General features: G+C 42.6%; 19 protein-coding genes. 13 read left to right on the forward strand and 6 right to left on the reverse strand.

Features of this window, described 5'->3' with window-relative positions:
- Window positions 1–215: 215 nt before the first annotated feature.
- The 3 genes from QUB80_RS31910 (at window position 216) to QUB80_RS31920 (ending at window position 4,811) form a co-directional block, all read left to right on the forward strand.
- On the forward strand, window positions 216–1,718 hold the full coding sequence (locus QUB80_RS31910) for a UDP-N-acetylmuramoyl-L-alanyl-D-glutamate--2,6-diaminopimelate ligase (protein ID WP_289793478.1): 1,503 nt from the start codon (window positions 216–218) through the stop codon (window positions 1,716–1,718).
- 170 nt (window positions 1,719–1,888) lie between these two features.
- Window positions 1,889–3,541: a DICT sensory domain-containing protein gene (locus tag QUB80_RS31915; protein WP_289793479.1), complete on the forward strand. Its 1,653-nt coding sequence runs from the start codon at window positions 1,889–1,891 to the stop codon at window positions 3,539–3,541.
- A gap of 268 nt (window positions 3,542–3,809) precedes the next feature.
- Window positions 3,810–4,811, forward strand: coding sequence for a helix-turn-helix transcriptional regulator (locus QUB80_RS31920; protein WP_289793480.1), 1,002 nt, complete (start codon window positions 3,810–3,812; stop codon window positions 4,809–4,811).
- Between the two features lie 485 nt (window positions 4,812–5,296).
- Here QUB80_RS31920 and QUB80_RS31925 read toward each other — a convergent pair whose 3' ends face one another.
- A complete protein-coding gene (locus tag QUB80_RS31925) occupies window positions 5,297–5,488 on the reverse strand; it encodes a hypothetical protein (protein WP_289793481.1) in 192 nt (63 codons plus the stop codon).
- 429 nt (window positions 5,489–5,917) lie between these two features.
- Between QUB80_RS31925 and QUB80_RS31930 the strand changes: the two genes are divergently transcribed.
- The 9 genes from QUB80_RS31930 to petJ all read left to right on the forward strand — a co-directional run bounded on the left by QUB80_RS31930 (window position 5,918) and on the right by petJ (window position 14,775).
- Window positions 5,918–6,949 (forward strand): ABC transporter substrate-binding protein, encoded by a 1,032-nt coding sequence (locus QUB80_RS31930; protein ID WP_289793482.1) that lies wholly within the window; start codon window positions 5,918–5,920, stop codon window positions 6,947–6,949.
- Entirely contained in the window at window positions 6,946–7,836 is an 891-nt protein-coding gene (locus QUB80_RS31935; protein ID WP_289793483.1) for a ferric iron reductase, read from the forward strand. The genes QUB80_RS31930 and QUB80_RS31935 overlap by 4 nt, the downstream gene beginning before the upstream one ends.
- 1 nt (window position 7,837) lies before the next feature.
- Window positions 7,838–9,163, forward strand: coding sequence for an MFS transporter (locus tag QUB80_RS31940; protein WP_289793484.1), 1,326 nt, complete (start codon window positions 7,838–7,840; stop codon window positions 9,161–9,163).
- A gap of 64 nt (window positions 9,164–9,227) precedes the next feature.
- Complete coding sequence (locus QUB80_RS31945) at window positions 9,228–11,858, forward strand: TonB-dependent siderophore receptor (protein WP_289793485.1); 2,631 nt, start codon at window positions 9,228–9,230, stop codon at window positions 11,856–11,858.
- Window positions 11,859–12,068: 210 nt separating this feature from the next.
- Window positions 12,069–12,890, forward strand: coding sequence for an iron-siderophore ABC transporter substrate-binding protein (locus QUB80_RS31950; protein ID WP_289793486.1), 822 nt, complete (start codon window positions 12,069–12,071; stop codon window positions 12,888–12,890).
- Window positions 12,891–13,035: 145 nt separating this feature from the next.
- The gene (locus QUB80_RS31955; RefSeq protein ID WP_336622367.1) at window positions 13,036–13,485 is read left to right on the forward strand and encodes a TonB-dependent siderophore receptor; all 450 of its coding nucleotides are present in this window, start codon (window positions 13,036–13,038) and stop codon (window positions 13,483–13,485) included.
- Between the two features lie 14 nt (window positions 13,486–13,499).
- On the forward strand, window positions 13,500–14,018 hold the full coding sequence (locus QUB80_RS31960; RefSeq protein WP_289793487.1) for a TroA family protein: 519 nt from the start codon (window positions 13,500–13,502) through the stop codon (window positions 14,016–14,018).
- On the forward strand, window positions 13,978–14,301 hold the full coding sequence (locus QUB80_RS31965) for an ATP-binding cassette domain-containing protein (RefSeq protein ID WP_289793488.1): 324 nt from the start codon (window positions 13,978–13,980) through the stop codon (window positions 14,299–14,301). Before QUB80_RS31960 ends, QUB80_RS31965 begins: the two co-directional genes overlap by 41 nt.
- 138 nt (window positions 14,302–14,439) lie before the next feature.
- A complete protein-coding gene (petJ, locus tag QUB80_RS31970) occupies window positions 14,440–14,775 on the forward strand; it encodes a cytochrome c6 PetJ (protein WP_289793489.1) in 336 nt (111 codons plus the stop codon).
- A gap of 31 nt (window positions 14,776–14,806) precedes the next feature.
- Here petJ and QUB80_RS31975 read toward each other — a convergent pair whose 3' ends face one another.
- From QUB80_RS31975 to QUB80_RS31995, 5 genes are all read right to left on the reverse strand, one after another.
- Complete coding sequence (locus QUB80_RS31975) at window positions 14,807–14,995, reverse strand: hypothetical protein (protein ID WP_289793490.1); 189 nt, start codon at window positions 14,993–14,995, stop codon at window positions 14,807–14,809.
- Window positions 14,996–15,056: 61 nt separating this feature from the next.
- Complete coding sequence (locus QUB80_RS31980) at window positions 15,057–15,848, reverse strand: cytochrome c peroxidase (protein WP_289793491.1); 792 nt, start codon at window positions 15,846–15,848, stop codon at window positions 15,057–15,059.
- Window positions 15,845–16,237: a cytochrome c peroxidase gene (locus QUB80_RS31985; protein ID WP_289793492.1), complete on the reverse strand. Its 393-nt coding sequence runs from the start codon at window positions 16,235–16,237 to the stop codon at window positions 15,845–15,847. Before QUB80_RS31985 ends, QUB80_RS31980 begins: the two co-directional genes overlap by 4 nt.
- Window positions 16,238–16,241: 4 nt before the next feature.
- A complete protein-coding gene (locus QUB80_RS31990) occupies window positions 16,242–17,144 on the reverse strand; it encodes an MbnP family copper-binding protein (protein ID WP_289793493.1) in 903 nt (300 codons plus the stop codon).
- A gap of 261 nt (window positions 17,145–17,405) precedes the next feature.
- Window positions 17,406–19,088 (reverse strand): mechanosensitive ion channel family protein, encoded by a 1,683-nt coding sequence (locus QUB80_RS31995; RefSeq protein ID WP_289793494.1) that lies wholly within the window; start codon window positions 19,086–19,088, stop codon window positions 17,406–17,408.
- 43 nt (window positions 19,089–19,131) lie between these two features.
- Between QUB80_RS31995 and QUB80_RS34995 the strand changes: the two genes are divergently transcribed.
- Entirely contained in the window at window positions 19,132–19,314 is a 183-nt protein-coding gene (locus tag QUB80_RS34995; protein WP_336622366.1) for a hypothetical protein, read from the forward strand.
- Window positions 19,315–19,553: the final 239 nt, after the last annotated feature.

The raw sequence follows: 19,553 nt of genomic DNA on the forward strand, positions 1-19,553 counted from the left end.
CATGAATGCCCTTTGCCCCTTGCCCCAAGACGACGGACGACGGTTCTGAGCGCCCCTTAAAGGAACGGGCTTCCCCGTCGTCTTTTGGTGAGGGAGTTGAGGAAGTAATAAGAGTAAATTCTTCCCCATCTTCCCTATCTCCCTCATCTGTTGCTCCTATTCTCCCACTCTTCCAATCCCTAGTCCTTAGTCCCTTTTTTAACGAGGTTCACAACATGAAACTGCGGGAGTTAATCGCTACTGTAGAGGGAATTTTGCAATTACCTCAACATCCAGCGTTAGATGGTGAGGTGAAAGGGCTGACAACAAATTCCCATGCCACGAATCCGGGAGATTTGTTCATTGGTATGCCTGGCACTCGTGTTGATGGTGGAGACTTTTGGCAAAGCGCGATCGCATCGGGTGCTGTGGCAGCGATCATATCTCCTGGTGCAGCCCAAAAACACCCTCCCACACCGGAGGCTTGTGTGATTAGTGCCACTGACATGACGCAAGCCTGTGCTCAAATCTCAGCTGCTTTTTACGACTATCCAGGGCATAAACTCAAACTTGTCGGTGTTACCGGTACTAATGGCAAAACCACAACCACCCATCTAATTGAGTATTTCTTAAATAAAGCCAATAAAATCACTGCTTTAATGGGAACTCTTTATACTCGTTGGCCAGGATTTACGCAAACTGCTGTACATACAACACCCTTTGCTGTAGATCTGCAACGCCAGCTAGCTGAGGCTGTTGCTGCTGGTAATGAATACGGTGTGATGGAAGTCAGTTCCCACGCTTTAGCGCAGGGGCGAGTACTGGGCTGCCAATTTGAAGTAGGGGTATTTAGCAATCTTACCCAAGATCACCTGGACTATCACCGTGATATGGAAGATTACTTTGCAGCCAAAGCTTTACTATTCAGTCCGAATTATCTCAAAGGACGGGCGATAATTAACACAGACGATTCCTACGGCAAGCGATTAATATCATCTTTAGATCCAGATAAAGTATGGAGCTATAGTGTTAGCGATTCTACTGCTGATTTGTGGATGAGTAATTTAAGTTACGAACCGAACGGTGTTAGTGGTATGCTGCATACACCAAAAGGAGATGTAGCTTTTAACTCACCGTTAGTCGGTCAATACAACCTCGAAAATCTACTGGCAGCAGTAGGAGCAGTTTTACACCTGGGATTAGATTTAGATATAGTAACATCTGCCATTCCTGAGTTTCCTGGAGTACCTGGGCGGATGGAGAGAGTGCAAATTAGCCAAGAGCAAGATATCAGTGTGATTGTGGATTATGCCCACACCCCAGATAGCTTGGAGAGTTTGCTCAAAGCTGCACGTCCATTTATCCCCGGTAAGATGATTTGCGTGTTTGGCTGCGGCGGAGATAGAGATCGGACAAAACGTCCAAAAATGGGTAAAATAGCGGCTGAATTAGCAGATGTAGCAGTTGTAACCTCCGATAATCCTCGTACTGAAGATCCAGAGCGAATTTTGCAAGATATTTTGGCAGGGATACCCCCAACAGTGCAACCAATAGTTATATGCGATCGCGCTACGGCCATTCGTAATGCTATTTTACAAGCACAACCCGGAGATGGTGTCTTGCTCGCAGGCAAAGGTCATGAAGATTACCAAATTCTTGGAACTGAAAAAATTCACTTTGATGACAGGGAACACGCACGCGATGCTTTAGCACAAAGGATAAAGAAGGTTAATGGTTAGTAGTAGAGACGCGCTATGGCGCGTCTCTACATAGTTAGTAGTGTAGTTTTTATAACCGACTACTAACTATTTTCAATTTATATTGTCAAAAATAAATACTTACAGTAAAACACTAGGCAGTATTAATTATTGCTTTATTATTCTTGGTATTGCCCTAATACGTTCGGCTCATGAATTTTTATCTAGCTCAGAAACTGTCAATTTATCATCTGGCTTCCAGCGTGCAAACGCCTCCTCCAACCTTATTATTAAGTCCTTCTAACTTACTATCACTGCTGAGGGCGCAAATTGATTTACTAATTGAGCAGCAGATTGCAGCCACTTTGTGGGTAAAACTACCGCCAGGAAAAATTTGGCACTCAGAAATTCAGCGCTATCAGGAAAAATTTGGTGATTCAGTCGCTATCTATACTTGCCATGTTGCAAATAGGGGGAAAGTAGAACAAAGCAATTTCTCTCCATCTCCTGCCAGTAGTTCGTATCCTATAGGAAGCTCTACTTTAAGAGAAGTTGCTCACTCTAAGAGAAGCCGCGCACCAGGTGTGTATCAGGCAACTAGTCTACAGGATAAGCAGTTGAGTACTCTACCAACCGCCCAAAACATATCTACATCAGTCGTATCCTACGGGCATCTCCAGGAGGAAAATCACACCAATTCTTACCCTGTAGATTTCTACAACAAAGAAAACAGTGCGAGATTCGCGCAGACAGAAAATACCACTGGGGCTTCTGTATCACAATCTCCTAATCCAAATTGTATTGACGTACTATTTCCACCAGATAGCAAGATACGACGGGAATATTTTCTGATAGTTTTGTCGCCGCAGTTCTGTAGTTTAACAGTGGCTCATCGAGTTATCAAAAGCCAACAAAACTTACTAGCTATCAATACTATCGAGGGGAAAATTATTCAGCCGATTTTAAATGGTATCCAACAGGCAATCACAGCAGAATCGTTAACAAGTAATCCACTCATTAATTTTATCTGCCCAAAAATACTTGAATCAGAACTTATTCATCAACTGTTGGTAAAACAACTCCAGCGACAGAAACAAATTAATCATGAAATTAAACTAAAGCAAATCTTGAGACTAAAACGGCAAAAACAAATGCTAAACAGCACTTTGCAGTTTAAAGATGAATTTTTGAACAATGTCTGTCAGGAACTGCGTACACCTCTTACCCATATGAAGACAGCGCTGAGTTTATTAAATTCTCCAACTCTGAAAAATTCTCAGCGACAACGTTATCTACAAATGCTCAACCAAGAGTGCGATCGCCAGACTTCTCTAATTAATGGTGTACGAGAACTGATGCAAATTGAACGAGATTTGCAGGAAACAACCTTAGAATTATTAAACCTGGCAGATGTCGTACCTGGTGTAGTCAGTACCTACCAGCCTTTAACACAAGAAAAAGGGATCATGCTAGCTTACACCGTATCTACCGAACTTCCTCCTGTTTGGTGCGTTAGTGGAGGGCTAAGACAGATTGTGATTCATTTACTTTCCAATAGCATTAAGTTTACCCCTTGTGGCGGTCAAGTATGGGTCAAAGCTCGCACTCAAGGAGATTTTGTCTTACTAGAATTTCGCGATACTGGTATTGGTATTGCTGAGAGTGAGATCTCCAAAATTTTTGATCGCTTTTATCGAGTGCGCTCAGTGGCTAGTGAAGAACAAGGAGGTTCAGGTTTAGGGTTAACAATTGTGCTGCAATTACTAGAGCGGTGTGGTGGCTCTTTGACTGTCAAGAGCAAGCCCTCAGAAGGCTCGACTTTTACTGTGCAATTAGCAAGAGGTGGTAAAAAAGCCACTTCATAGTAGCAGTAATAATATTGTTGAGAGGCTGTGTCTAAAGAAATGATAATCTAGAATTCTCGCACTACCCTTCTTGTATAGCCTCCTTGACATGAGCTATACGCCAAAAACGTAATTGCTTCGCTGTTCTCCCAGTAATTCTTGACAACTGCACTGATGCCATTCGGCACGCTTCGAGAACGTGAACGCAAAAGTTTTCAGTCTACTGATATTACTAGATATTAAACTAGATTAATGACAAATTTAATCAACAATGTTGAACTTACTTTAAATGAGCATCATCCTCTCATCGTCAAGTTGGCGTGAACTTTGGGACGAAAGTTGGCAAAAAGCTCGCAACATAGATCCGTTGGATAGTTCTGATGTGATTGGGGAGTATCCTACACAGATTGCTAAGGGCTATAAGCGGAATATCAGTTTACGTAACGGCGTTGATCTAACTCTCCATCGCTACAGCTTCCATGAGGATGTAATTACTGTAGATGGACAGCCTTGTGAAGCAGGCTGTTTGGAGTGGGTTTTCAATCTCTCCTCTAGCTGGAAGTTTTGGGATGGATCTTATGTCACCGAAGGACAGCATTATGTAGCTGGGATGTTTATACCTGGTGGTGAAAGTTTAGATATTGCCCGTTATCCCAGAATCGAAGTTGATATTCATCTTCAGCCGGAATTGTTTAGGACTTTGGCAGGAGAGCACTTTCATTTGCTGCCGCTTGAGTTACAACGTATGGTTGAGGGTGATGAGAGCTTACCCTTTTCATCACTCCAAACCACCACTCCTGCCATGCACCTTGTCTTAGAGCAAATCCTCAACTGTCCCTACCAGGGCTTGACAAAGCAGCTTTATCTAGAGAGCAAATCATTAGAAATTCTGGCACTATATCTCGATTCGATGATGTCACAGCAGAAATCAAAATTGGCAGTAAAGCTGCGATTGGATGATGTTGATCGCATTCACCAAGCCAAGGATATTTTGCTCCAACACGCCGAGCATCCCCCTTCGCTGTTAGAGTTAGCGCGAAAAGTAGGGATGAATGACTGCACTTTAAAGCGAGGGTTTCGGCAAGTTTTTGGAACAACAGTATTTGGCTATTTACATGACTACCGCATGAATCGAGCCAGAAAGCTACTGGAAGCGCAAACAATGAGTGTTCAGGAAGTTGCACGTGCTGTTGGCTATGCTAGTACTAGTTCTTTTTATGCTGCGTTTCGCAAAAAGTTTGGGATGAATCCTGGCACGCATCTTGCTGCAAATCACCGTAAGGTAATTTGAAATTTTGGAAAGCATTATTGACTCTTAAGCCTATCAGAGCACTTTTCCTCTTATATTTGCTGAAAATATCGCAGAAGATAAGCGTTTAGCATGAACTACCGAACTCATATCTGGCATCTCCTGGCGACAATCGGGACAAAACCAATAAACTCCACTAGTACGAATATGTTGCAAAAGTTTTCGATTACAGCAAGGGCAGTCACTCATATTTAAATTAAGGCGTCGCTAAATTTTAAATTGATAAACTTTAGTTATTGACACTAAAATCAATAGCTATCTTGATTTCTTGAGATTTGTCCAATCAGAAAAATATGCGGGAGAGTGAATCTCCCACAAGAAAAGCTGATGTTAGAGGTCATAGTATCTATACAAAAAACAATCTAACAAACAATTCAAACTATTGCTATTAATTTTCAATAGCTTTTGTATATAGCGATCGCGATTAGCATGATAATTCCTCATGTTTACCCAGATGCAAGTTAAGCTCATCCCCCGACTGAAGTCTGGGGAATTTCGCGGGCATCGGGAATTGGGAATTGGGCATTGGCCAATGCATGAATGCCCTTTGCCCCTTGCCCCAAGACGACGGACGACGGTTCTGAGTGCCCCTTAAAGGAACGGGCTTCCCCGTCGTCTTTTGGTGATTTGATTGCTACAGATCCACCAGGCAGAGCCATCAAAGCCTAGTAACTAGGTTTAATCTGGTAGCTAGAAATTGCTATGAATTGCGAAAGCGATCGCCTGATGCAAACTGTATAAGCTTTTTGAAAAGTCATAACAACTATATAAATCGCCTCCTCAAGGAAATATGGAGTTTTGAGGTTAATGTGCTGGGAACAACTCAATAGCCGCCAGATAATTTGAAATTTTAGAGCAGGCGATCGCCCTCATTATCCGAAAATTAATTCAAAAAATTCCGTTTGGAACAAAAAAAATTCCGTTTGGAACAAGTGAAGTACTTCCAATGGGTTTATTATTTCCTGTAAGCTTTCTGAAAAATATTCTCAAGTTTGTTTTGGAATCAGATTGAGTTATCTGCTCAAGCAGCAACCCCAAGTGTAGCTGAATTGAGCAAGATTCACTTTGGAGTTTAATCAATAAATAATGTGAGGAGCAGCTTGAAGTTACGGTTGTGGTGTTTTAGCCGATGGCTCAATTTATTTTTGTTGGTAGTCAGTACCTTGACATTGACTTGTGCTTGTAATAGCAAATTTTCTCAACCTTCTTCCAATTCATCCTCACTCATTACCTCAAAATGCAGAATCGTTAAACATGGAATGGGGGAAAGCTGCGTTCCCATCAATCCACAACGAATCATTGTTTTGGATACCAGCCCACTGGATGCGGTTTTGACATTGGGGCTAAAACCGATAGGAGCTACAGAATTTGATGCACTCAAACAAATCAATGTTTATCCAAAAGAACAGACAGAAGGAATTGCAGTTATCGGTGGAGATTTACAACCCAATCTTGAGAAGATTGTCCTCCTAAAGCCTGACTTAATTCTGAGTCCCCAATTTTACGTTAAGGGAATGGGAATCTACAATCAGCTATCGCAAATTGCGCCAACTGTCGTCGCTGCGAGCGGAAATGCTGCTGAGAGTAATTATTGGAAGGACTACTGGAAGGAAGATTTAAAAATCTATGCTGATGCATTGAATAAAACTCAAGAAGCAGAGCAACTTTTGCACAATTACCATCAGCGAATTGCAGAATTTCAACAAAGAATGGGTGACAGGCTCAAGGAAACTAAAGTTTCCATCATCGCCACTATTAACTATGGGCCAAATTATCCAACCCGAATCTACTTGAGAGGATCGTTCATGGGTTCTGTGGTTGAGGAAGCAGGGTTAAAACGACCAGTTGCACAAATAAAAGATGGTTTTACAGCAGATGTTTCGATTGAAAGACTTGACTTGATTGAGGGGGATGTCATGTTCGCCGTGACACCTAAACCTGAAGAATCTACGTTGACACAACTAAAGCAAAATCCGTTGTGGTTTCGACTGAATGTGGTTAAACAGAGCAAAGTTTACAACGTGCATTATGCCACTTGGGTTGCACAACGCAATATCGGTGGGGCAAATCGCATTCTTGACGATCTCTTTAGATATCTAGTTGAGGAGAATTATCAATGATAAAAACATTACAATCTCATTTTGTAGAAGAAATATATGCTCATGCTCAACAGACGTTGGATAGCTTCTATACAGATGGCATTCTCCTCACAACACCTGCCAATGATGTAGACGTGATTGGGGCTACTCAATATCTGCAACCTAACAATCTACTATCCATCCTCAAGGCTAGTCCGGAATATCAAAAGACTCAGGATCTTCGCGTTGCTGCATCGTTATGGAACAAAGCCTATAGCTGGACACCTTTACCGGGTGTCTTAGCGTTCATGACTTGGGCAGGTGTAGGATTTGATGCCTCACTTGATAACGTAAGTTTTGTCTTCAAAGACGGTGAATTGCAAGCGTTGTGGTTTCACGATCCCAGCCGTACTGTAATTTATCCAGAGCGATGTCCAATTTCCATTCCCAACGGCTATCCAGGTAAATTAGCAAACAGTGTAGATGAACTCTACAATTCGGTATTTACGGGCTTATTTCAAAATCATCTGTTACCTATCATTAATCGCCTCCACACCTTAACCAAAGTATCCAAAAAGACACTTTGGGGAAATGCAGTCAATGCTTCTTATGGAATATTTGAGGATTTGGATGGATATGCAAAAAAAGAAGCTATCCAAACGGATTATTCGGTGTTATTTGAACAGCCCCATAGTTTAGTTCTGTCCAATTCTGTGCAGGAGACACTTCAGAAACCAAATCCTCTCTACAACTTGATCCGCAGCGAAAAATTTAATGAACCTGGTTTACCTACCCAGATGAAAGTCCGAAAAACTTGCTGCCTCATTGCTCTGATTCCTCCAGATTATTCCAAGTGTGGCAACTGCCCTCTATTGAAACCAAGCGATCGCATTGCCCGCATGAAGAAAAAACTGGCTCAGGCACATTGATATGACATTAGAGCAACAACCCAAAAGTTTACGCACCTTTACTTTCATCTGGCTAGGACAAACCGCCTCTTTGATTGGCTCTAATATGACGAGTTTTGCCCTTACCATCTGGGCATGGCAGCAAACAGGTGAAGCCACTCCACTGGCTCTAATTGCTTTTTTCACAGAAGTTCCGATTTTAATTGCTTCCATCTTTGCCGGGATTTTAGTTGATCGCAGCGATCGCAAATTGATCATGATTGGTGGTGATTCTGTTGCCGCACTTTCCACTGTCATCGTCCTGGGCTTATTTTTTACTAACCAGCTAGCTATTTGGCATCTCTACATTATTGGAGCAGCTAACGGATTATTCGGCTACTTTCATGGGTTAGCGTTCTCTGCCTCTCAAGCTCTGCTTGTTTCTCAACAACACTATGTCAGAGTGGGCGCAATGGGATCGATTAGAACCTTTGGCTCTGGTGTCATAGCTCCAGCATTAGCAGGTGTGTTGTATCCCATTGTGGGATTAATTGGTATTTTGCTGATTGATATTGCTACATTTGCCATTGCTGTTAGCACACTTTGGATTGCAAGAATTCCTCAACCGCAAAGAGAAATAGAAAATCAAGAGTCGAAAGTAGAAGGAGTTTGGCAAGAGTTAACCTTTGGATTTCGCTATCTTTGGCAACGTCCTAGTCTCATGGCATTGCAACTGTTTTCCTTGAGTTTCATTTTCTTTGATGTCGCCTCTGCTGTTAGTGAACCGATGATTTTGGCACGTAGCAACAACAATACGGCTGTATTGGGAATGGTGGGTGGAGCGATGGGACTCGGCGGCTTAATTGGCGGTATCTTAATGATGCTCTGGGGCGGGCCAAAACGACGCATCCACGGGCTATTGATTGGTCGAGCCTTTGTTTTTGGCTTTGAGACAATGCTGGGAATTTGGCGATCGCCCTCACTCTGGATGGGAGCCAACTTCTGTGCAGGTTTATTTAAGCCATTAGCAAATAGCTGCGAAGAAGCCATCTGGCTTTCCAAAGTAGAACCTGCCACTCAAGGACGTGTATTTGCTGCTAGTTCACTGCTTACCGGACTAATTGTCCCCTTGGGATTGTTGATTTCAGGGCCTCTTGCCGACAGATTCTTTGAACCTGCAATGCAACCTGGAGGAATGCTAGTTCCTATCTTCGGCAGCATATTTGGTACGGGTACAGGTAGCGGCATGGCACTCCAATTTGCCCTGTTCTCTTTTATTGTTGTCCTGATTTGTTTGGGCTGTTATGCCTTTCCTGTGTTGCGTGATGTAGAGGATAGATTGCCAGACCACGAAGCAATTACCAGTTAATAGGATTTTGAATTGGATAATCCAGTCGCAATCATTTTTCAAAATTAGGTGTGGGGCAAATATTATGAAGCTACAAAAATTACTTTCAATTCTGTTGATTACAAATTCTTTTTGGATGTTGTTCATAAATCCTGCAACTGCTGAGACAGTAGAAGGCATATCTAAGAGAAAAATTCGACAGCTGAGTGAAATAGAACTTCCCATTACTAGCGCCCAAAAACTAGTGCAAACGCCAACACCAACCAACTCCCCGAATCCAGACCCCCCTTACCAAGGGGGGAAACAGGGGGGTGTTGTACAAGTTACGGGAGTGAAAGCGAACCCCACCGACAAAGGTGTGGAAGTGATATTGCAGACATCTCAAGGAGAACAGTTAAAAACCATCAATCGCAGTACTGGCAATAACTTTATCGCTGATATTCCCAATGCTCAACTGCGCCTTCCTAATGGTGAGGCGTTTACATTCCGCTCGGACAAGCCAATTGCGGGTATTACTGAGATAACGGTAATAAATTTTGATGCCAACACAATCCGGGTGACGGTAACGGGTGAGGCGAGTGTACCAACTGTTGAGTTGTTTGATAGTGATGAAGGTTTGATTTTTGGTTTGACGCCCACTGGAACTGCGACGCAAAACCCCACCCCGCCTACGGCACCCCTCCCCTTACCAAGGGGAGGGGAAGGGGAGGGGTCAGAACCCCCGACAAGTGAGACACCACAAAATGAGCCGATTGAGTTGATGGTGACGGGTGAACAAGATGGCTATAGTGTACCAGATGCGAGTACAGCGACGCGCACAGATACCCCATTGCGAGATATTCCCCAGTCGATTCAAGTCATTCCCAATCAGGTGATTAGAGATCAGGGTGTGAATCGGCTGCAAGATGCGGTGCGAAATAATGCTCCGGGTGTTTCACAGTTGTATCCTCAAAATCAAAACTTTGTCATTCGTGGATTTAGACAAGATTTCAACCTCAGAAACGGGTTTCGGACTAGCAGTGGCTTTGCCCCTATTGATGTAGATCTCGCTGATATAGAACGTATTGAGGTGTTGCGCGGACCTGCCTCGGTTCTGTTTGGGCAATTGCAGCCCGGAGGTGTGATCAACACTGTGACGAAACAGCCCCTGAGTGAACCTTACCATAATATCCAGTTCACAGGAGGACAGTTCAGCTTTTACCGTCCAGAGTTTGATTTTTCGGGGCCTTTAAGTGATGACGGAACTGTGCGCTATCGGCTCAATACAGCCTATCAAAACAATGGTAGTTTTCGGGACTTTGTGAGTGAGGAGCGCTTTTTTATAGCTCCTGTCCTGCAATGGAAGATCAGCGAAAACACCATCTTAACGGTTGACTTCTCCTATACCTACAACGATCCAGTGCTTGATTTTGGTGTAGTAGCCCTCAGCGATGGCTCTCTGGTGCTGCCGACCAATCGAGCCTTATTCTATCCATCCATAGATGAATTTATTGAGGAGCAATATCAGGCGGGTTATCGGCTTGAGCATAATTTCAGTGATAACTGGCGGCTTCGCAATGGCTTTTCTTACTCTGGCAGACGAGAATCTGGTGGCTATACATACATAGAAGCAAGACCTTTAAGGGAAGACCGCTTTATTGACAAAATCTATGCGGATGGTAGCTTTCGGCTCGAAGACTTTCAAATGCAGACCGATCTAATTGGGAAATTTGCCACGGGTTCCATTCAACATCAGTTATTGATCGGGTTTGATCTCAGTCGTGCGACTAGCTATTTTACGTTTGGTACTGCTCCATTACCGACAATCGATATCTTCAACCCAGACTATAATGTTACTCGACCAGACGTCCAAATCGAGGACTTTGGCACAACATTCACGGACAGCCTGGGGATCTATATTCAGGATCAAATTGATATTACCGACAATTTGCACGTACTAGTCGGTGGACGATTTGATTTCACAAAACAGTTCGATAGTTTTGACACCTTTTCTCAGTCGGATCAAGCGTTTAGTCCTCGTGTTGGTATTGTCTATCAGCCTGTTGAACCGATTTCTCTCTATGCCAGCTACAGTCAATCGTTTAATCCGGTGATTGGGCGATCGCGGACTAATACAGCCTTTAAGCCTGAGCGAGGCACTCAATACGAATTAGGTATCAAAGCAGACATAACCAATACTCTGTCCACCACGTTAGCAGCTTTTGAGATTACCAAAAGCAACGTACTAACTACTGACCCTGCTGATCCCATTTTCTCGATCCAAGTCGGTGAGCAGCGCAGTCGAGGAATTGAATTCACTCTTCAAGGGGAAATCCTACCGGGATGGAATATTATTGCAGGCTATGCTTACACCGATGCGCGAGTCACCGAAGATAATCGCATTCCAGAGGGTGATTTTTTGCCGAGTGTTCCCAAAAATGCAGCTAACCTGTGGACAACCTACGAAATTCAAAGCGGTGATTTCAGAGGATTAGGATTAGGATTTGGACTAGTCTTTGTGGGCGAACGACAAGGTGATTTTCCTAACAGCAACTTCCAAAACCCCAGTTACGTCCGTACTGATGCCGCCTTGTTTTACCGCCGAGATAACTGGAGAACTGCTATCAATATCAATAATCTCTTCGGTGTAGAATACTACGAAGTTGCTACAAATAGAAGCAGAGTTTATCCAGGCGCACCGTTTAATGTGCAGGCAACCATTTCCTACGAGTTCTAAAGCAGGTGTTCTATTCAAAATGCAGGGAACCGTTTCCTAGAGGTTAGAAAAGTTCAAATCTTCATGAAAAAGTTTCTACACCATCTCACCTACATGCTGTTTTTGGGAATAGTGGCATTTGTGCTTGCTTCGGGTTGTTATCGCAGCAGCGAACCAAATGCCACAAGCCTTTCTCCACCAGCGAAAGAGTGTCGAGTAATTGCACACACTATGGGAAAAACCTGTGTTCCTAAAAATTCCCAGCGTTTTGTGACTATATCTCAATTCACTTTAGGTAATGCACTCGTCCTTGGTGTTAAACCAATAGGAAGCACTTCTGATGGTTGGGATGATGATTTCCCAGACTATTTAAAGAATAAGGCAGAGGGAATACAGAAAATAGGCTCTCAATATGAACCTAATTTAGAAAGTATATTGCGGCTTAAGCCTGATTTAATTCTGGGGTGGCAATATGTTAAAACAATTTATCCTCGCCTCACTCAAATCAGTCCTACAGCATTGGGTGCATGGCAAGGTACACCTTCTTGGAGAGAACATTTCAATTTTATCGCTGAGGCATTAGGAAAAAAAGAAATCGCACAACAAGCATGGGATAATTATTATAAACGAATAGAAGAACTAAAAATAGCGTTAAGCAGTCAGTATCAAAATAAAACAATATCTGTCATTCATATTAATGGATCAGAAATACAAAGCAGTGCGAAAAACTCATTTATTGGTTCTATTCTTGATGATATTGGATTGCAACGCCCAAAAGTGCAGAATGTTGTCACACCAAGTGGTTGGACTGAGAGTATTTCTGAAGAAAAACTAGAAGAATTCGATGGTGACATTCTATTCGTGACAACTTTTGACAACAGAGATAAAGAAAACTTTAAGAAACTACAACAAAAACCCCTTTGGAAAACCCTAAAAGCTGTTCAGCAAGGGCATGTATACTCTGTAGATATCTGGCCTTGGATTGGGTCAAACTTAATTGCTGCTAATGCAGTAATTGATGATTTATACAAATATTTGATCAACACACCCTAAATCGATTTTCAAACACATCCTAAATTTCTCTTGTAGTTATTGGCAAGAAATCAAACTGATTTTGAAGATGACTGAACTTGAGCAAGTGCGATCGCCGAGCTTGTAGTAACGCATCACCCGACATCATCAACTCTCAATCCTCAGTATCCAAACGGGAGAACAACGTAGCCGAGGTATTGAATTAGATATTGCAGGAGAAATATCACCAGGCTGGAAGGTGATTGCCAACTATGCTTACATTGATGGCAAAGTGACTAAAGATAATGAGATTCCTGTCGGGGACAGATTATTTGGTGTTCCAGAACATAGCGCTGGATTGTGGACAACTTATGAACTTCAGCGTGGTAGTTTGCGAGGACTAGGATTTGGTGCTGGGTTGTATTTTGTTGGCGAGCAAGAGGTAGATTTACCCAATGCTTTTAAACTCGCAAGTTATTTACGAGCAGATGCTTCCATCTTCTATCGACAGCAAAATTATCGATTTGCAGTCAACTTCAAGAATATTTCTAATGTTAAGTATTATGAGGTTGATGGGTATAGTATCGACCCTGCACCACCATTTACGGTGTTAGGAACAGCATCAGTTGAGTTTTGATACGAGAGTTTTGTGTGAGTAAATTACGTCACCATACTTGGATACTCAAACCCTTGATTACAGCTTTGGTAGTGGCTATTCTGGGAGTGATTTCAGGGTGTAACAAAAATGTTGTTACATCAAATAATACTGTTTCTAAGGCTGTAAAATATACTCCAGCCACACTTAAAAATTGTGATCTGACGATTACCTACAATCAACCACCACAACGCGTAGTCACCATGACGCAAGCGGCAACGGAAGTCATGTTAGCGCTGGGTTTAGAAAAGCACATGGTTGGTACAGCTTATTTAGATAATCCGATTTTGCCAGAGTATCAGCAGGCATATTCCACAATTCCAGTTTTAGCGCAGAAATACCCGTCACAGGAAGTTTTTTTAGGAGTTGAGCCAGATTTTGTATTATCGACTTTTAAAAGTGCTTTTGAAAAACAAGCAATTGGCTCACGAGAAGATTTATTGAAACTCGGTATTCATTCTTATTTAGTGCCAATTGAATGCGATCGCCCAACAAGCACGCCTTTTAATTCTTGATGAGCCAACCAATCACCTCGATATTCGCTACCAGTTGGAACTTTTGGAATTAGTAAAAGGGCTAGGTGTGACTACACTTGCCGCCTTACACGATTTGAATCTTGCTGCTACTTACTGCGATCGCATTTACGTCTTTAAAGAAGGAGTCATTGCCGCAGTAGGGAAACCGGAACAGCTACTGCAACCGACGCTGATTCGCGAGGTGTTTGGGGTTGGATCTTTTGTAGAGCAGGATTCAGGTATGGGTAAGTTGCGTATCAGTTTTTTTCTAGAAAATCATTAATGGGAATTATTTAAAAGCTTAACCTGAATTAGCAACAAAGCCAAGTTTGACAGTTTGTCTTTTGACGACATATACCCTAGACAAGAGAATTAGGGAGAATACTCTGCCGAACATGGCTTTTTCTAGAGAGAACACCAGATGAGAAAGATTTTTTCTGTATTTTTACTGAGCATAGCAATTTTCACTTTTGCTTTCAATCGTCCGGCTTTAGCAGCAGATGCAGGGAACGGAGCTAAAGTTTTTAGTGCCAATTGCGCTTCATGTCATGCGGGTGGTAAGAACTTGGTTCAAGCCAATAAAAGCCTGAAAACGGAAGATTTGGAAAAGTATGGAATGAACTCAGCAGAAGCGATTATTGCTCAAGTTACTAATGGCAAAAATGCTATGCCTGCCTTCAAAGCTCGTTTAAAAGCAGAGCAAATTGAAGATGTAGCAGCATATGTCCTCGCCCAAGCCGAAAAAGGTTGGAAGTAAGTTGATTTCTATAGCTGGTAGGGGATATGCCTTATACCATTTCACTTTTTGAGTGATTCGTATTCAACCCCTCCCAACCTCCCCTTACTAAGGGGAGGTGCCGTAGGCGGTGGGGTAGATCCATATCAGCCTTTTCGTGAAATAGTATTACCTGCTGCATTGTGAAATCACCGCTCTCGGCTGATTGGCGCAAATGCTGGGTTATTAATGAAGGTTTCATCTGTGAGGCTGTGTAGGAACGCTAGTAAATCCTGCTTTTCGGACTCAGTTAACTGAAAGCCTCAGATAAATTGACTCTTAAAAGGATTTGTACTGCCTACTCCCGCAAACTTTCCCGTGTGGATGGTTCTGCCTCCCGCCTGATAATGGTCGATCACTTCCTCTAAAGTGGCTATACTGCCATCATGCATATAGGGAGCTGTCAATGCAATATTCCGCAATGTCGGGGCTTTAAAACGACCCATATCCGAAGGTTTGTTTGTAAGCTCGCGTACTCCTGTGTTACTTGATGGATATGCACCTTTGCCATCAATATTGTAAAGCCCAGTGTTGTGAAAAGCTATTTCTTTAAATGCTAGGCGTTCGTGCATCACCGAGTCGGAGAAATTAATTCCACCATGACAGTGGAAGCACTCCAGACGTTCGCTATTAAACAGCGCTTCTCCGCGCTTTGCTGCTGCTGAGATAGCATTGACATCACCTCCATAGCGGTAGCGATCATAGGGAGAATTGACAGAAATCAATGTGCGTTCAAAGGCAGCGATCGCTTTAGCGAGGTTAGCAATACTGATTGAGTCTTTCCCAGGAAAGGCTGCGGCAAAGAGTTGTTTGTAGGTGCGATCGCTTTGCAACATAGTCAGAATTTCTTGCTCTTTTCCTACCATCCCCATTTCAACTGGGTGTTCTCCAAATAGAGGTATTAGCATTTGAGACTCTAGTTTTGTCAGCCCAGGATTTGCCCAAGTTAGAACTGATACTATTTCATGAAAAGGCTGATATGGATCTACCCCACCGCCTACGGCACCTCCCCTTACTAAGGGGAGGTTGGGAGGGGTTGAAGATGAATCACTCAAAAAGTGAAATGGTATGAATTGTAGGCGATATTGGCCAGACTCATAGAATTACGTGGGTGCTTTTCTCCAGTTGCACCAACTGCTACGGTTTTACCGTCAGTAAATGCTTTGGCTTGGATGTGACAGGAAGCGCAGGAAAATTCTCCTGTAACAGATAAGCGCTGTTCATAAAACAAGTGTCTTCCCAGCTCGACTTTTTCATCACTCATAGGATTGTCTGCTGGAACTATAGGCTTGGGCATCCAAGCAGGAATGTTCCAGGTGTAAGTGGCAGTTGGCTTTGTAGCAGTTGCCCTGTTATTCATGGACAACAACTGACTCAAGCCGATCGCCAACAGAAACGATAGAACACAAATAATTATGTAAGCTAGCGATCGCCGCCACTTCATTTTTTTACTTCACCTTGAAAAAAGTTTGTCCAGGAGAAAATTTGCCGTTAAAAGGTAAACCTATATTTGCCATGATGCCAGAACAGTCAGTATCGGTTGGCTCAGACATACAACCAGGAGCGGTATTAGTTTGATTTCCAGTCAAATTAGTATCAGCTACCAATGCTTTTAAGTCAGCAATAACCACGTTTTTGTTGGGGATAAAGTTACCTAATATGACTTTTGCAGTATTAGGATGACTACAACTAGATGGTTTTTGGTTATCTCCTACCGATTCACAGCCAGTGCTACCCAAGTGTATTGGAAAACCTACACTTTCGTGTTTATCTTGATGTTTCATGCCTGCTGATATTGCGGAGTTTGGCTGCAAGTCAATTCGCATAAACTTGTAGCCTCCGCGCCAGTTCCACCATAAAGACGTAAGGTTAAGAGGAGAGGATGCAACAGTTGCATCTTCGTGGTTAAGGTTAAAAGGTACACCCAAAGTGAATTGCAGTCCTTTGTAGTTGCCAGGTGGAACCGAACCGACAACAATATCTCGTGTTTCCACAGTGCCATTAGCACAAGCACCAGTTTTGTTTTCAAAGTCTAGTAAGGCAACGTTTTGATATTGCCACTTGCCGTCTTGGTTAAGCGTCAATGGTGCTAACTTGCCTTTTTCATCAATTAAAGCAACATCAGAGACATAAAAACGAGAGTCTGAGAGGGTTAAAGTAGTTGCTGGTTTACCTAAGCCCGTATAACTATTACCACAGCTAAATGGCTTGTCGCCCACCATTGCTTGGAATTTGATTGTCACTTGTTGAGTGTTATTAGTTTGGGCATGAGTTTCGGAAATTTTCCAAAAGTTAAATAAGACTGCCACTACTGCCAAAGCGAAAGATGTGAAGAAAAGCTGCTGTTTCATAGTTATTTTTATATCAGCGCCTGTTTTATAAAATGAAGTGAATCGCTCTGTCAACAGACAATTTGTCAAACTTTATTTTCGATAATTAGGTAGGCTTAATTAGATGTAAAATGAAAGTTTTGTTCGTAGTAAGCGATTTATCGCTCTTGAAGGGGGTTAAGTGGCTCAATACAATACTCTACTAACTTTGATTTTAGTTAACCATTCTACTTAGCTTTACTGCACTTAGTGACTCCTATCCTAGAGTGATACGAAAGAAAGTTAATCTAAATTATTTTTATCTGTTGGAATTTTTGTCGATTGAGAAGATTGATTAGTAAAACCATTAGAGTTATGGTTTTGCAACTGGGTTTTTAACCAAGCAAGCAAACCTTCAGAAAGATGAGACAAAGAATTTTCTAGCTGTGGTGAAAGTTCTAAGGGTAAGCTGCCAGAACGCAAATGTAGAGAGCGTTGAGGATAGGGAATATGAATATTGTGCTGCCGTAGACTTTCTTCAATCAGAAAATATAAATCACTCTTGATTTGAAACTGTTTACGGGGTTTGGAAATCCAAACTAACAACTGAAAATTTAAAAAATCTTCGCCATATCCATGAAACCAAACAAGAGGCGCTGGTTTTTTTAAGACATCAGAGCTTTCGCGGGCAGCATCTAGTAGGGCAGAGCGTACTACACTTATACTTGCTCCATAAGCTACGCGTACAGGTAATACTAAACGAGATGTAGAACCGCGATGACTCCAATTCACTACTTCTGTATCTAACAACCGAGAATTTGGCACAATCACTACTATGTCATCTAGAGTGCGGATATAAGTACTGCGAGCATTTAATCGCTCCACCGTTCCTATAAATTTGCCAATTTCCACAAAATCTCCAACTTCAATAGCACGCTCAAAAGTAATTACAAAACCACTTACTAACTCCTTGGCAACTCCCTGCAAACCAAAGCCGATCGCCACACCCAAAACGCTGGCTACAATAGCTAGCGAAGTGATATCTAATCCCCAAATTTGTAGCAGCACAACTGTACCAATAAAAATCAGACTGTAATTGATCGCAACTGCAATCGATTCTTGAACACCCCGGCTGATATTGGTAATGCGCAGTACGCGCGATCGCACTAAATTCGTCACTGCGCCAGCAATCGCCAGAACTACCACAAACAAGGCAATGAGAATAATAATATTGATGACAGAATAAGAGCTTTCTCCGATGGAAATAACTGGCGATGTCAGACTCATCCAGAGAATACTGACGGCACGCTGGCTCCACTCTCTTGTCAAAGGAAACAAGTCAGTAATATATATTGCCGTCCCAATCCATAAAAGCGCACGGACAAAAACGAGGGTTAATTGCAGAAATAATTCAATCCCTTTAGGTTGCGCTCCAGTGTCGGGGTGATTGGCTTCTTGGGGAAGCAACCGCCGCAACCAATAGCGCCAAACCCAACCCAAAGCCAAATGGAGAGCGATCGCACCCAACACAAACAAAACCGCTAGTAATATTGCCCGCCAAAAATAACTTAATCTTCGTTCTTCTTGTCCTTGCCGAACAGCTTCAGTAATCCTTTGTACCCAAATTTGTGCTTGTTCTTGTGTGGTTCTGCCAGTGGGAGTGTCTTGTTGCGTCACTGTCAGCAGGTGACGACTGTTGACCAAAATTACGGGTAATTGATTGGTTTGTAAAATCTCCACCTTCACAGGTTCACTAGAGCGGACTACTTCTCTCAAAATTAAGTTGGCGTCAGCAGCGCGATTTTCAGCACTAAATTGTCCTGCTTGATTAACTTCAAACAAGCGGCGACCATCTAGTGTAATGGCAGCTGTTGGTCGAGATTGGGCTTGCACGGGCGTTTGATCGATTGTAAACCAGCATAAAGTCACCATTGCAGCAATGGCAAAAATGGCAGCAGCGAGCCGAAAACGACGAAAGCTACTCATAAATTAGAAACTCACAATTTAACAGCATGGCAGTCCTTATTCCATGATGTCAGCGATTCTGATTGAAAAATTTGCCATACCGCTTTTCTACTCGAAACAAGCAGTTGTGATCGCCGTAGGAAATTACCTCCAAGGAGAGGGGATTGCTGTGGTTGATAACACTTCTTTTGCGAGCAGCTTGATTGCAGTTCTACCGCAGTTCGGACACACTACGTCAGTCTCTTGAACTGGGGGCGATTTAACACACTCTGTCAGTAATCCCTGCTGACAGTGATAGCACTCATAAAAAACTCGACTAGTTGGCTTGTTACAATCAATGATTTTGATATGTTGACAAGCTTGAGGTTCTCCCTCTTGTGGTTTCCATGGTTTAGGCTTTTGAGGTCTACTAGAATCCGCTTCTTGCGGCTTTGGTGAAAATTTAGGTTTTTCCGGTTTCATATGCATTATCGTTCCCTCTCAGTT

Origin of the sequence: Chlorogloeopsis sp. ULAP01, assembly GCF_030381805.1 — a bacterium.
Lineage (GTDB): Bacteria > Cyanobacteriota > Cyanobacteriia > Cyanobacteriales > Nostocaceae > Chlorogloeopsis.